Origin of the sequence: Streptomyces sp. Z26 (assembly GCF_003665095.1) — a bacterium.
GTDB lineage: Bacteria > Actinomycetota > Actinomycetes > Streptomycetales > Streptomycetaceae > Streptomyces > Streptomyces phytohabitans.
Map to the genome: position 1 here is coordinate 6,024,826 of NZ_RCHV01000002.1, position 13,382 is coordinate 6,038,207.

The window sequence follows — 13,382 nt, forward strand, 5'->3', positions numbered from 1 at the left end:
GTGGGAGTCGGAGCGTACGGAACGAACGGCGTGCCCGTACGCCGTACGCGAGGCCGTGCCCGTACGCGCCCGGCCCCACCCGGAGGAGACCCATGGGACAGCTCATCTACTCGATGATCACCTCGCTCGACGGCTACGCCGAGGCGGCGGAGGGCGACCTCGGCCCCGGCGCCGCCGACGACCCGGAGGTGCACACGTACATCAACGACCTCTTCCGGCCCGTCGGGACGTACCTCTACGGGCGGCGCATGTACGAGACGATGCTGTTCTGGGAGACCGCGCTCGCGGAGCCCGAACTGCCCCCGCACGCCGCGCAGTACGCCCGTGACTGGCAGGCGGCCGAGAAGGTCGTCTACTCCACGACGTTGGAGTCGGTGTCCAGCGGGCGGACCCGGATCGAGCGGAGCTTCGTCCCCGACGCCGTGCGCCGCCTGAAGGCGGAGTCCGCGCACGACCTGACCGTCGACGGCCCGAACCTGGCGGCGCAGGCGATCGCGGCCGGGCTGGTGGACGAGTACCACCTGTTCGTCACCTCGACCGCGGTCGGCGGCGGGAAGCGGTTCTTCCCCGACGGCGTACGGGTCGAACTCCGGCTGGTCGAGCAGCGGGCCTTCGCCAGCGGGCTGATCCACGCGCGCTACCGGCCGCGCTGAGCGGCCCCCGCCCGGCGCCCCCCCGCCCGGCGGTCCGCGCCGCGCCCCGAGTGCCGCCGTACGCGGGCCGGTCGGGGCGCGGCGGAGTGAACGGGCGCCGCTCCGCGCCTACTTGAGCAGCCGCGACATGCGCCGGTCCGCGAGCGGTTTCCCGCCGGTCTGGCACGTCGCGCAGTACTGCAACGACGAGTCGCTGAACGACACTTCGCGCACCGTGTCCCCGCAGACGGGGCACGGCTGCCCGGCGCGCCCGTGCACCCGCAGCCCGCTCCGCTTCTCGGCCTTGAGCCGCCCGGCGGCCACCCCGTGCGAACGCTCGACGGCGGCGCGCAGGGTCGTGCCCAGCGCCTCGTACAGCGCGTCCGCCTGTTCCCCGGTGAGCGTGCCCGCGATCTTGAACGGGGACATGCGGGCGGCGTGCAGGATCTCGTCCGAGTACGCGTTGCCGATCCCGGCGATCACCCCCTGGTCGCGCAACACGCCCTTCAGGCGCCGCCGTTCACCCTCCAGCAGACCGCGGAAGACCTCCGCCGTGAAGTCCTCGCCCAGCGGGTCCGGCCCGAGCCGCGCGATGCCTGGCACCTCCAGCGGGTCCCGTACGACGTACACCGCGAGCCGCTTCTGCGTGCCCGCCTCCGTCATGTCGAACCCGGCGCCGTCCGGGTCCGCCAGTCGCAGCCGCAGCGCGAGCGGCCCCTTGCCGGGGCGGGGCGGCGCGTCCGGCAGGCGGTCCTGCCAACGCAGCCAGCCCGCGCGGGCCAGATGGGTCACGAGGGTCAGTTCGCCGGTCTCCAGGGCGAGGAACTTGCCGTACCGGGACACCCCGGTGAAGGCGCGCCCCTCCAGCGCGTCGGGCGGCGGGTCGTAGGTCTTGAGGACGTTCACGGCCACGGCGTGTACGCGGGCGACGGACCGGCCGTCGAGCCGGTCGGCCAGGAACGCGCGGAGGGCCTCGACTTCCGGCAGTTCGGGCATACCTCCAGTCTGCTGGCTGAAAACCGTCCTGTCACACCCCTTGACGGCACCCCGCTCCCGCGCCCACTCTGTCCGCTAATCCGCATTACTCCCGTCCCTGGTTTCCGCACACCGGAACTAATGCGTATTAGTAGCAGTGACCTGGAAGGAGTCGAGTGAGCAGCAAGCGCGGTCCGCAGGCCACCCGTCGGGGACGGCCCCGGCAGGCAGACGTGGCACGTGCCGCCGGGGTCTCCCAGACGACGGTGTCGCTGGTCCTCGGCGGCAACAAGCAGGGCATCGTCATCCAGGAGGCCACCCGGGAACGGGTTCTGGAGGCCGCGCGCACCCTCGGCTACGTGCCCGACCCCGCCGCCCGCAGCCTCGCCACCGCCCGCAACAGCCTGCTGGGCGTCTTCAGCTTCACGGCGACCTTCCCCACCGACGCGCGGCACTCGTACCACCCACTGCTCGCCGGGGTCGAGCAGGAGGCCGCGGCGCAGGGCTACGACCTGGTGCTGTTCACCGGGTCCAGCGCCCACGGGCCCGCCGCCACCACGCCCGAACAACTGGACCGGGTGCGGCTCGCGGACGGCTGCCTGTTCCTCGGCCGCCACATACCGGCGCGGGAGCTGCGCCGCCTCGTGCAGGACGGCTACCCGGCCGTGCACGTCGGCCGCCGCGACGAGCTGGAGGGTCTCGCCTGGGTCGGCGCCGACTACGTCTCGGCCAGCGCCGACGTCGTACGCCGCCTCGCGGACGCCGGGCACCGCCGCGTCGTGCTCGTCCGCGAGGACGACGACGCGCCCGCCTCCGACGACCGCGAACGCGGCTTCCGGCTCGGCCTCGAACGCGCCGGGCTGCCCGCCGGACCCGAGGCGGTGTTCCGTACGGCGGACCCGGCCGCGGAGCTGACGGCGGAGCGCGTACGGGCCTGGCGCGCGGACGGCGCCACCGCCTTCGTGGCGGAGGAGACCGACACCGGCGGCGCCTGGCGCGCCCTGCTCGACGCGGTGGCGGCGGCCGGGCTGGCGGCGCCGCGCGACCTGTCGCTGGCGCTGCTGGGGGAGCCGCCCGCGGACCTCGTCGGCGGGCCGGTGCCGACCGGGTTCGACGTGCCGCGTACGGAGCTGGGGGCGACGGCCGTACGGCTGCTGGTGTCCGTCATGGCGGGCGAGCCGCTGGCCGAGGAGCCGCGCGGCGGGGAGCCGGAGCGCGGCGAGCCCGGGGGTGGCGGGCGGCAGCCCGGCCCGCTCGTGGCGTGCGCCTTCCGGGCGGGCGCCACGGCGGGCCCGCCCCCGCCACCCCCGCCCGGCACGGCGTAGCGGCCCGCCAACCGCCGCACGCCGGGCCCCCGCACCGCACGCCGGTCACGCGCACGAACCGCACCACCGCACCACCCACCGCACCGCAGAGGGAGACGCATCCATGCCCCGTCCGACAGCCGCCCCGGCCGCCACCGACGTGCTCATCGTGGGCGGAGGGCTCGGCGGCGTGGCCGCCGCGCTCGCCGTGTGCCGCGCGGGCCGCCGCGCCGTACTGACCGAGGAGACCGACTGGATCGGCGGGCAGCTCACCTCGCAGGCGGTCCCGCCCGACGAGCACCCGTGGGTGGAGCAGTTCGGCACGACCGCGTCGTACCGCGCGCTGCGCGAGGGCATCCGGGGCTACTACCGGCAGTGGTACCCGCTGCGTTCCGAGGCGCTGGCCCAGCGCGAGCTGAACCCGGGCGCGGGCCGCGTGAGCAAGCTGTGCCACGAGCCGCGCGTCGCGCTCGCCGTGCTGGAGGCGATGCTCGCCCCGCACCTGGTCTCCGGCCGTCTCGTGCTGCTCACCGAACACCGGCCGGTGGCCGCCGAGTCCGACGGCGACGAGGTACGGGCCGTCACCCTCGCCGACACCCGTACCGGCGACCGGCACACCGTCGCCGCCCGCTACGTCCTGGACGCCACCGAGACCGGCGAACTCCTCGGACTCGCCGGGGTCGAGCACGTGAACGGCGCCGAGTCGCGCGCCGAGCACGACGAGCCGCACGCGCCCGAGCACGCCGACCCGCTGAACCAGCAGGGCATCACCGTCTGCTTCGCCCTCTCCCACCACGAGGGGGAGGACCACACGGTGGACCGGCCGGCGGAGTACGACTTCTGGCGCGCGTACCGCCCCGACTTCTGGCCCGGCCCGCTCCTCGGCTTCCTCGCCCCCGACCCGCGCAGCCTGGAGCCCGTCCCGCGCACGTTCGTGCCCAACCCGGAGACCGACCCGCTGGACGTCGCCGCCGACCAGAGCGCCGACGCCGGGGACAAGGAGCTGTGGGGCTTCCGCCGCATCCTCGCGCGCGGGCTGCACCGGCCCGGCGCCTTCGACTCGGACGTCACGCTCGTCAACTGGCCGCTGAACGACTACTGGTTGAAGCCGTACGCGGGCGTGGACGACGCCACCGCGCGCGCCGCGCTCGACGGGGCGCGGGAGCTGTCGCGCTCCGTCCTGTACTGGCTCCAGACCGAGGCCCCCCGCGCCGACGGCGGCACCGGCTTCCCCGGGCTGCGGCCCCGCCCCGACGTGACCGGTACGCCCGACGGGCTGGCGAAGGCGCCGTACGTACGGGAGTCGAGCCGCATCCGCGCCGTCACCACCGTCACCGAGCACGACGTGGCCATCGACCTCGTCGGGCCGTACGGCGGCACCCGGCACCGGGACGCGGTCGGCGTCGGCAGCTACCGCATCGACCTGCACCCCTCCACGGGCGGCGACAACTACGTGGACGTCGGCTCCGTCCCGTTCGAGATCCCGCTGGGCGCGCTCGTGCCCCGTCGCGTACGGAACCTGCTGCCCGCCGGCAAGAACGTCGGCACCACCCACCTCACCAACGGCTGCTTCCGGCTGCACCCCGTCGAGTGGAACCTCGGCGAGGTCGCGGGCGCGCTCGCCGCGCACTGCCTGGACGAGGGTGTGGAGCCGCGGCAGGTGCAGGCGGAGGACAAGCGCTTCGCGGAGTTCGCGCGGCTGCTGGACCGGGAGGGGGTGCAGCGGCACTGGCCGGACGTACGCGGCTACTGACGGCCGTACGGGCCCCGCGCCCGCGTCGCGACGGCACCCCGCAGCCACACCCCGCACGCATCCCCGCAACCGCACGCACCCCGCACCAAGACGAGAGAGGTGCACGATCATGAGCTTCCCACGCGTCCGCGTCGGCATCGACGTGGGCGGGACCTTCACCGACGCCGTGGCCGTCGACGCCGCCACCCTCGAACTCCTCGGCCAGGTCAAGGTGCCCACGAGCCACCACCACGCGGACGGCGTCGCGCACGGCATCGTCGACGCCCTCGACCGGCTGCTCACCGAGGTCGGCCGCGCCCCCGAGGAGGTCGCCTTCCTCGCGCACGGCACCACCCAGGCCACCAACGCGCTGCTGGAGGGCGACGTCGCCACCGTCGGCCTCGTCGGCATCGGCACCGGCCCCGGCGCCACCCTCACCCGGCGGCTCGCCGCGCTCGGCAAACTTCCCCTCACCCCCGGCAAGCGGTTCCCGCTGCGCTACGCCCACGTCGACGACCCGGCGGACGCGGCCGCCGTACGGGCCGCCGTCGAGGAGCTGCGGGACGCGGGCGCCGAAGTGCTCGTCGCCAGCGAGCCGTTCAGCGTCGACCTGGCGGAGGGCGAGGACGCCGTGGTCGCGGCGGGCCGCGCGTACGGCATGCCCACGACCGCCGCGCACGAGATCACCTCGCTCTACGGGCTGCACAAGCGGACCCGTACGGCCGCCGTCAACGCCGCGATCCTGCCCCGGATGCTGGCCACCGCCGACCTCGTGGACGCCTCCATCACCAAGGCCGGGGTCACTGCGCCGCTGATGGTGATGCGCTGCGACGGCGGCGTGATGTCCCTCGACGAGATGCGCCGCCGTCCCCTGCTCACCGTGCTGTCCGGCCCGGCGGCGGGCGTCGCGGGGGCGCTCATGCAGGAACGGGTCAGCGAGGGCGTGTTCCTGGAGACCGGCGGCACGTCCACGGACGTCAGCGTGATCCGGCGCGGCAAGGTCGCCGTACGGCACGCCACCGTGCTCGGCAAGGGCTCGTACCTCTCCGCGCTGGACGTGCGGACCGTCGGCGTCGGCGGCGGCTCCATGGTGCGGATCGGCACGGGCGGCCGGGCCGTCGGCCGCCTCGCGCGCCTCGGCCGGTCCCGGGGCGGCGCCGCCCGCGCGGGCGGCGCCGGGCCGCGCGTCATCGGCGTCGGGCCGCGCAGCGCGCACATCGCCGGACTGCCGTACGCCTGCTTCGCCACCCTCGACGACCTGCGCGACGCCCGGCTGGAGACCGTCGCCCCCATGGCCGGCGACCCGGCGGACCACGTGGTGCTGGAGGCGGCGGGCGGCCGGTACGCGCTCACCCTCACCTGCGCCGCCAACGCCCTCGGCCGCGTCGGCGAGACCGACTTCGCGCGCTGCGACCCGGCCGTGGCCCGCGCCGCGCTGGCGCCGCTCGCGGCGGCCCTCGGCACGGACGTCGCGGGCGCCGCCACGCAGGTCCTCGACGCGGGCACCGCGGCCGTACGGGAGGTGGTCGACGCGATGGTCCGCGACTACCGGCTCGACCGCGACACCGTCGTCCTCGTCGGCGGCGGGGGCGGCGCCGCCGCCGTCACCCCGCACCTGGCCGCGGTGACCGGGCTGACCGGCCGGATCGCCGAGCACGCGGAGGTGATCAGCCCGATCGGCGTCGCCCTGGCGCTCGTACGCGAACAGGTCGAGCGCCTCATCCCCGGCGCCACGCAGGAGCAGATCCTCGCCGTACGGAACGAGGCCGAGAGCGCCGTCGTCGCCCAGGGCGCCGAGCCCTCGGGCGTCGAGGTGGAGGTGACCGTCGACCCGCAGACCAGCACCGTACGGGCCGTCGCCACCGGCGCCACCGAGCTGCGCACCCAGGACCGCGCCCACCGCGCCGACGCCGACGAGCGGCTGCGCACCGCCGCCGCCAGTCTCAAGACCGACCCGGGCGCGGTGCGGGTGCTGGCCGAGACCGACGCGCACACCGTCTACGGCACCGAGGCCCGCCGCCGCTTCCCGCGCGGCACCCGGCACCCGGTGCGGGTCGTCGACGCGGACGGCGTCGTACGGCTGCACGCGCCCGACGCCCGGATCGAGACGACGACGGTCGGGAGCGCGCCGGAGCGGCTGGCGCGCCTCGTACGGGAGACGACGTCGTACGGCGACGGCGGCGTACGGGCGCCCGCCCTGCGGCTGCTCCTCGGCTCGCGCATCGCGGACCTGTCGGGCGTGCTGGAGGCGGAGCCGCTGCTCGCCCTGGCCCGCAGCGAACTGCGGGCGCGGCCCGCCGACGAGCCGGTCGTGGCCGTGGTGGAGGTGCGGTCGTGACGGCCGTGGCACGGGGCCCGCGTACGGGCCCGGCGGCCGAGGTGCGCGCGGACTGCGCGCGGCTCGCGGCCCTGGACGACCGGGAGTTCGGCGTACGGCTGCTGGCCGCGACGCCCACGCACGAGGGGCGCGACCCGGCGCTGCTGGCCCACTGGGCGCGCGCCGCCGAGGAGTTCGGCGCCGGGCTCGCCACGGGCGACGGCGCCGTGGGGGACGGCCCCCCGGGGGACGGCGTCGGGCCGCGCGTCGTGGAACGCACCGGCGGGCTGGACCCCGAACGCCTACTGCTCGCCCGCTACACCTCGCGCCCGGCGGCCGTCGAGCTGTACACCGACTCCGTCGCGTACGCCGAGGAGCTGATCGACGCGCTCGGCTGGCGCGACTGGTACCCGGCGGGCTCCGTACGCGCCGCCGCCCTCGCCCACGAGGCGGCCCACTGCCGCCTGCACGCGAAGGAGCGGAAGGCCGCGCTGCGGCGGGCGTTGGGGCACACGGTGCTCCGCCTCGGCCCGTACCGGCTCGCCGGGCACGTCGCCGGAGCCGACGAACTCGCCGCGCACGCCTACGCCCGCGCTACCTGCGGCCTCGGCCGCAGCCCGCTGCTGCTGACCGCCGCGCTGAGCCGCGCCCTCCGCCCGGACGGGCCACGGGGCGGCACGCGGCACCGTACGGACCACAGAGCACCCACCGTCCCCGGAGAGGGGTGAGCCCCGATGGGCCTCGTCATCCTGGTGATCATGGCGGCCGGTGTCGCCGCCATGCTCAGCCGCAAACTGCCCACCGCCTTCGCCCTCGTGCTGCTCGGCGTGGCCGTCGCGCTGGTCGCCGACGCGCCGCTGACCGGCGAGCACAGCCTCATGGACAGCGTCCTCCAGGAGGGCTCCGTGATGCTGGCGTCCACCATGGTCGCCATCCTGCTGGGCTCCTGGCTCGGCAAGCTGCTGGACGAGACGGGCATCGCGAGCACGCTCGTACGGAAGATCGTCGAGTTCGGCGGCGACCGCCCCACCGTCGTCGCGCTCGGCGTGCTGGGCGTGTCCCTGCTCGTCGGTACGGTCACGGGCTCGGCACCGGCCGCCATGCTCGCCGGGATCATCGGTATCCCCGCGATGGTCGCCGTCGGCATCCCCAAGATCACGGCGGCGGGCACGATCCTCATGGGCATCGCGGCGGGCATGCCGTTCGAGCTGCCGGTGTGGCAGTTCTTCTCCACGGCGCTGGACCTGGAGGTGTCGACGGTGCGCGGCTTCATGCTGAAGCTGTTCCCGTTCGCCCTCTTCTTCGCGGTGCTGTTCGTGCTCGTGGAGTCCCGCCGCAAGGGCGTCGAGCACGCCTGGTCGCTGCGGGCGCCGGAGAAACGCGACAGCCGCGCGCGCAGGCTCGGGGACGCGCCCTGGTACGCGCTGTTCACGCCCGCCGTGCCGATGGTCCTCGCGCTCGGCTTCGAGCTGGCGATCATCCCGTCCATGCTCGCGGGCGTGCTCTACGCCCTGGTCACCACGACCCGGCCGCGCGAGATGAACGCCCGGCTGCTGCGCACCCTCTACGCGGGCTTCGAGGTCGCGGCGCCCCCGATCGCGCTGTTCGTCGCGATCGGCGTGCTGCTCACTGCCGTCCAACTGCCGGGCGCCGTCGAGGCGTTGGAGCCGCTGGTGAAGGCCGTCAGCCCGCAGAACCAGGTGCTGTTCGTGCTGCTGTTCACGCTGCTCGTGCCGCTCTGCCTCTACCGCGGCCCGCTCAACGTCTACGGCCTCGGCGCGGGCATCGCCGGTGTCCTCATCGCCACCGGCATCTACCCGGCGATGGCCGTCCTCGGCCTGACCACCTCCTACAACCAGGTGCTCGGCGTCTCCGACCCGACCAGCACCCAGACGGTGTGGAGCGCGCAGTACTCCGGCGTGTCACCGCAGCAGGTGATGGTGCGGACGCTGCCGTACGTCTGGTGCGTCGCCCTCGGCGGGCTGTGCGTCACCGCCGCGCTGTACGTCTGAGGCCCCGCTCCCGCCTCGACCCGCGCTCCGTCCGAACTCCCGCTCACGCCCGAACTCCCGCCCCACGGCGGCCCGTTCCACCTCCCCCACGCACGCCCACGACACAAGGTGACGTCCTGAACCCCTGTGCCGCTCCCGCACCACCACGCAGGGCCAACGCGCCCCCGAGTGAAGGAGAAACGCCATGCCGGAGCCGTACCCGTACCCCTCCGGGGACCCCGCCCCCGACCCCGTGCGCCGCCGCACCCTGCTGCGCGCCGCCGCGGCCGTACCCGCCGTGCTGGCCGCGGGCGGCGCCGCCGGAGCCGCGTCCGCGGCGCCTTCCGGGCCCGCCGCGCCGACCGCTGCCGCCGCCCCCGGCGGCTTCCCCGACTACACGTACGCGCGCACCCTGCTCACGCCCGGCGACCTCACGTACAACCCGACGGGCGAGATCATCTTCCCGTGCGTACGCGGCGTCTACGACCGCCTCCCCGACCCCCTCGGCCGCTACTACCTCTACTACGCGCCCCACGACGCCCCCGGCGGCATCTGCCTCGCCTACGGGGACTCGCTGGAGGGCCCGTTCACCGAGTACGCGGGCAACCCCCTGGTGCGGAACGAGTGGCAGCCGCACTACAAGGTCAGCCACGTCTCCTCGCCGCACGTGCTGTGGAACGACGACGTGAAGGAGCTGTGGCTCTACTTCCACGGCGAGAACGACACGACGCGGCTGGCCCGTTCCCAGGACGGCATCCACTTCACGTACGACCGGACGGTGCTCACCACCGCCGACCAGCCGGACGCCACGGAGACGTCGTACGCGCGCGTGTTCCGGCACGACCTCCCCGCGCGCGGCGCCCGCTACGTGATGACGTTCATGGTCAACCGCAGCACCGACCACCGCGACGTGGGCTGGGGCTGGTCCCCGGACGGGCGGGAGTGGTCCTTCTCGGCGGAGCCGCTGATCCGCCACTCCGACGTCGGCGCCGTCAACGTCAGCGCCGGGCACCTGCTGCACCGCGACGGCAGCACCTACGTCGTCTACCACACCGACAAGGGCAGCGGCGGCAACATCCTGATCACCGAGCTGGGCGACGACTTCTCCCAGCGGAACCACCTCGGCGTCTTCTACGACTCCGGGTCGGCGGCGCCGGAGAACGGCCGCGCGGCGGCACCGGCGTTCGGCACCGACCACGGCGTGCCGTACATGGTGTACGAGGCGGGGGAGCGGCTGAAGGGCAGCATCGCCGTCGCCCGTGGGCGCGCCTGAGCCTACGGGCCCGCGCGGCCGGGGTGACGCGTACGGGCCCGGCGCCGCGCGGCGCCGGGCCCGTACGGTCGCCCGGTCCGCCGTGGCCCTGGGCGGGGCCGCGGCGGACCGGAGCGGGTCAGGCGAGCTTCGCGGAGAGCGTGATCGTCGTACCCGAAAGCGCCTGGCTCACCGGGCAGTTCGTCTTCGCGTCCTCGGCGGCCGAGGTGAACCCGGCCTCGTCCAGACCCGGCACCTCACCCTCGACGGTGAGGTGGATGCCGGTGATGCCGGTGCCCGGCTGGAACGTGACCTCGGCCTGCGTGGTGAGGCGGGTGGGCGGATTGCCCGCGCTGTTCAGGCCGTTGGACAGCGCCATGGAGAAGCAGCTGGAGTGCGCGGCGGCGATCAGTTCCTCGGGGCTGGTCTTGCCGTTCGGCTCGGCCGAGCGGGCGGGCCACGAGACGGCCTGGTCCCCGATGCCGGACGAGTCGAACGAGACGGTGCCCGCGCCCTCCATCAGGTTGCCGCGCCATACCGTGTGTGCCGTACGTGTGGTGGCCATGCGTTTCCCTCCTGCGTATGAACGGGTTACAGGGTCGATCCTGCCTCTCCCGGCGTCGCGGCGCACGGCGTGACGCGCCGCGGGCGCGTGAGGAGCGGCACGCGGTGCCCGCCGTACCCGGACGGTCGTCCCAAGTCGGACACGCGATGCCGGGCGGACGATTCCGGATACGCGGTCAAGTGCCGGGACGCGGCGGTGGTTTCGGCTCCCGGCCCGCCGCTCCCGGGTACGGGTGCCCCCGGTGGGGCACCCTTCCGGGTACGCCTGCCCGGCCGCCGGCACCACCGTCCCCGCGCTCAGGGGCCGACACGGCGTTCGCCCCCCCCGTACGCCGAGTCGCCGCCACACGCGGGGCGTTGGCCGGGGTCACCGTACGGCCGCCGCTTCCGCCCGGCGCGTACGGCGGCGGGCGCGCACCGGCCGGGGCGGCGGTACGGAGGGTGGCGACGGACGGTAACCTCGCGGACCATGGCTCGTGCTCGGGGATGTACTCGGGGGATGAAGGTGAGGAACGCCGATGACGGCACTCGGTGACGCAGAAGGCGACGGCGCGGACGCGGGAAGCGGCACGGACGGCGGCGGAGGCGGCGGTACGGCCGGGGGCGCGGCGGTCGCCGCCGTCGCGGACACCGCGAAGCCCGCGCGGTCGGACGCGGAGTCCCCGCCCGCACCGGCCAAGGCGGCCGCCGCGCCCGTCCAGGGCGCCGCGCCCGACGGCGCGGGTGCCGGGCCCGACGCGGGACGGGACCGCGAGGCCGAACTGGACACGCACGCGGACCTCGACCCCGAGGCCGACCCGGACCCCGACGCCGACCCCGGCGAGGAGGCCGACGCCGGATACGTGGACGACCCGGACAGCGACGGCGACGCGGAGTACGACGACGAGGACGCGTACGGGCCCGACGAGGCGCTCGACGACGCGGGCGAGCCCGAGCCCAGACCGGGCATGACGCCCCGTCAGGCGCGCCAGGTCCGCGCCGTGACTTCCGGCGTGGTGATGGCGGCCGTCGGCGCGGTGCTCGTCGTCCGGCTCCGGGACACGCCGTCGCTGCTGACCGTCGCCCTCTACGGCGTCGCGCTGATCCTGTCCGGCACCGCCATCGTGCTCAGCCGCCGAGGCCGTACGCGGCTCGCGACGGCCGTGCTCGGCTCCGGTTTCGTGGCGGTCGCGCTGGCCGAGCAGCTGGCCCCGAGCGGGAGTTGAGCCCGGGGCGCGGGGAGCGGGCATGGTTCTTCGGTGTCCGGTCGTACCGGCCGTACGGGCGTTCCGACGGGCGGGTCCCGTCGTGGGCCTGGCAGCGCGCCGGGGGATCGCCTAGGTTCCTGGTCCATGACTGCTGACCGGTCCACCACGGCCGAAGGGCCCGCGACGGCCCAGGGAAACGTACGGCGTACGGGTGGCGCACGGCGTACGGGCCGCGTGCTGCCCGCCGTCGTCTGCGCGGCGGCGCTGGCCGCGACGCTCGGCGCCGGACCGGCGCGGGCGGCACAGGACCCGGACGCGGAGCGGCAGTCGGGGCAGCGTACGGCGGCGGCCCTGCACCGGGGCGGCGCCGGATGGTCCCTCAAGGACACCGGCTCGGACGCCCGCTTCCGCGGCCTCGACGCCGTGAGCCGCGACACCGCCTGGCTGGCCGGCAGCGGCGGCACCGTCCTCCTCACCCGCGACGGCGGGCGCGCCTGGCGGGACGTGTCGCCGCCGGGCGCGGGCGAGCTGGAGTTCCGCGACGTCCAGGCGTTCGGCGCGCGCGGCGCCGTCGTCCTGGCCATCGGGCCGGGGGAGGAGTCGCGGGTGTTCCGTACGGAGGACGCGGGAGCGTCCTGGACGGAGACCTTCCGCAACGACACCCCCGAAGCCTTCTACAACTGCCTCACCTTCTTCGACCGCGACAACGGGCTGGCCGTGAGCGACCCCGTCGACGGCCGGTTCCGCGTCCTGTCCACGGCGGACGGCGGCCGCGGCTGGCGGGTGCTGCCCGCCGACGGGATGCCGCCCGCGCTGGCGGGCGAGGCGAACTTCGCCGCCAGCGGCCAGTGCCTCGTCAGCAACGGCAGCCGCGACGTGTGGCTGGCGACCGGCGGCGCCGGGAAGGCCCGCGTCCTGCACTCCGCCGACCGGGGACGGCACTGGACGGCGACCGACGCGCCGCTCCCGGCGAGCGCCCCGGAACGCGGCGTGTTCGGCCTCGCGTTCCGCGACACGCGCCACGGGCTGGCCGTCGGCGGCGACTTCCGGCCCGGCGAACGCTCCCCGCACGCCTCGGCGGTGACCCGCGACGGCGGCGGCCCGTGGACGGAGAGCACCCGTCCGGTGCCCGAGTACCGTTCCGGCGTCGCGTGGCTGCCGCACACCCGGAGCGCCGCCCTGGCCGTCGGCCCGACCGGCACCGACGTGACCCTCGACGGGGGCCGCGCGTGGCGGACGGTGGACGGCGGTTCGTACGACACGGTGGACTGCGCGCCCGACCTCGGCTGCTGGGCGGCGGGCGAGAAGGGCCGCGCCGCCCGCCTGCAACTCCACCCCTGACCACCCCGCGCCGCCCGTACGCCGGCCGTTCCCGCACGCCGCGCTCCACGCGGAGCGGCCCCGCCAGGGTGACAGCCTCGGCCGGAG

11 protein-coding genes are annotated in these 13,382 nt (G+C 75.5%); 9 read left to right on the forward strand and 2 right to left on the reverse strand.

Annotation, left to right across the window (positions count from 1 at the left end; all coding sequences use genetic code 11):
• Positions 1-92 precede the first annotated feature (92 nt).
• Positions 93-653: a dihydrofolate reductase family protein gene (locus D7M15_RS26040; RefSeq protein WP_121519727.1), complete on the forward strand. Its 561-nt coding sequence runs from the start codon at positions 93-95 to the stop codon at positions 651-653.
• A 108-nt stretch (positions 654-761) separates the two neighbouring features.
• Here the strand turns inward: D7M15_RS26040 and D7M15_RS26045 are convergent, their stop codons facing one another.
• The gene (locus D7M15_RS26045) at positions 762-1,628 is read right to left on the reverse strand and encodes a DNA-formamidopyrimidine glycosylase family protein (protein WP_121519728.1); all 867 of its coding nucleotides are present in this window, start codon (positions 1,626-1,628) and stop codon (positions 762-764) included.
• A 212-nt stretch (positions 1,629-1,840) separates the two neighbouring features.
• Between D7M15_RS26045 and D7M15_RS26050 the strand changes: the two genes are divergently transcribed.
• The 6 genes from D7M15_RS26050 to D7M15_RS26075 all read left to right on the forward strand — a co-directional run bounded on the left by D7M15_RS26050 (position 1,841) and on the right by D7M15_RS26075 (position 10,224).
• Positions 1,841-2,932, forward strand: coding sequence for a LacI family DNA-binding transcriptional regulator (locus D7M15_RS26050; protein WP_121519729.1), 1,092 nt, complete (start codon positions 1,841-1,843; stop codon positions 2,930-2,932).
• Between the two features lie 103 nt (positions 2,933-3,035).
• The gene (locus tag D7M15_RS26055) at positions 3,036-4,664 is read left to right on the forward strand and encodes an FAD-dependent oxidoreductase (RefSeq protein WP_121519730.1); all 1,629 of its coding nucleotides are present in this window, start codon (positions 3,036-3,038) and stop codon (positions 4,662-4,664) included.
• Positions 4,665-4,773: 109 nt separating this feature from the next.
• The gene (locus D7M15_RS26060) at positions 4,774-6,981 is read left to right on the forward strand and encodes a hydantoinase/oxoprolinase family protein (protein ID WP_121519731.1); all 2,208 of its coding nucleotides are present in this window, start codon (positions 4,774-4,776) and stop codon (positions 6,979-6,981) included.
• 5 nt (positions 6,982-6,986) lie between these two features.
• Positions 6,987-7,688: a hypothetical protein gene (locus tag D7M15_RS26065; RefSeq protein WP_240649743.1), complete on the forward strand. Its 702-nt coding sequence runs from the start codon at positions 6,987-6,989 to the stop codon at positions 7,686-7,688.
• 6 nt (positions 7,689-7,694) lie between these two features.
• The gene (locus tag D7M15_RS26070) at positions 7,695-8,972 is read left to right on the forward strand and encodes a TRAP transporter large permease subunit (RefSeq protein ID WP_121519732.1); all 1,278 of its coding nucleotides are present in this window, start codon (positions 7,695-7,697) and stop codon (positions 8,970-8,972) included.
• 184 nt (positions 8,973-9,156) lie between these two features.
• Complete coding sequence (locus D7M15_RS26075) at positions 9,157-10,224, forward strand: hypothetical protein (RefSeq protein WP_121519733.1); 1,068 nt, start codon at positions 9,157-9,159, stop codon at positions 10,222-10,224.
• Positions 10,225-10,342: 118 nt separating this feature from the next.
• Here D7M15_RS26075 and D7M15_RS26080 read toward each other — a convergent pair whose 3' ends face one another.
• On the reverse strand, positions 10,343-10,768 hold the full coding sequence (locus D7M15_RS26080; RefSeq protein ID WP_121519734.1) for an OsmC family protein: 426 nt from the start codon (positions 10,766-10,768) through the stop codon (positions 10,343-10,345).
• 517 nt (positions 10,769-11,285) lie between these two features.
• On the opposite strand from D7M15_RS26080, the gene D7M15_RS29260 reads away from it, so the two are divergent.
• Both D7M15_RS29260 and D7M15_RS26090 read left to right on the forward strand, forming a co-directional pair.
• Positions 11,286-11,972, forward strand: a complete 687-nt coding sequence (locus D7M15_RS29260; protein ID WP_240649497.1) for an MSCRAMM family adhesin SdrC — start codon at positions 11,286-11,288, stop codon at positions 11,970-11,972.
• Positions 11,973-12,098: 126 nt separating this feature from the next.
• The gene (locus tag D7M15_RS26090) at positions 12,099-13,295 is read left to right on the forward strand and encodes an oxidoreductase (protein WP_240649498.1); all 1,197 of its coding nucleotides are present in this window, start codon (positions 12,099-12,101) and stop codon (positions 13,293-13,295) included.
• The last annotated feature ends 87 nt before the right edge of the window (positions 13,296-13,382 follow it).

Excerpts from the sequence above, each read along its gene's own strand:
- D7M15_RS26090 (WP_240649498.1), top strand. The coding sequence starts at position 12,099 with ATGACTGCTGACCGGTCCACCACGGCCGAAGGGCCCGCGACGGCCCAG.
- D7M15_RS26075 (WP_121519733.1), top strand. The coding sequence starts at position 9,157 with ATGCCGGAGCCGTACCCGTACCCCTCCGGGGACCCCGCCCCCGACCCC.
- D7M15_RS29260 (WP_240649497.1), top strand. The coding sequence starts at position 11,286 with ATGACGGCACTCGGTGACGCAGAAGGCGACGGCGCGGACGCGGGAAGC.
- D7M15_RS26070 (WP_121519732.1), top strand. The coding sequence starts at position 7,695 with ATGGGCCTCGTCATCCTGGTGATCATGGCGGCCGGTGTCGCCGCCATG.
- D7M15_RS26055 (WP_121519730.1), top strand. The coding sequence starts at position 3,036 with ATGCCCCGTCCGACAGCCGCCCCGGCCGCCACCGACGTGCTCATCGTG.
- D7M15_RS26045 (WP_121519728.1), bottom strand. The coding sequence starts at position 1,628 with ATGCCCGAACTGCCGGAAGTCGAGGCCCTCCGCGCGTTCCTGGCCGAC.
- D7M15_RS26080 (WP_121519734.1), bottom strand. The coding sequence starts at position 10,768 with ATGGCCACCACACGTACGGCACACACGGTATGGCGCGGCAACCTGATG.
- D7M15_RS26040 (WP_121519727.1), top strand. The coding sequence starts at position 93 with ATGGGACAGCTCATCTACTCGATGATCACCTCGCTCGACGGCTACGCC.
- D7M15_RS26060 (WP_121519731.1), top strand. The coding sequence starts at position 4,774 with ATGAGCTTCCCACGCGTCCGCGTCGGCATCGACGTGGGCGGGACCTTC.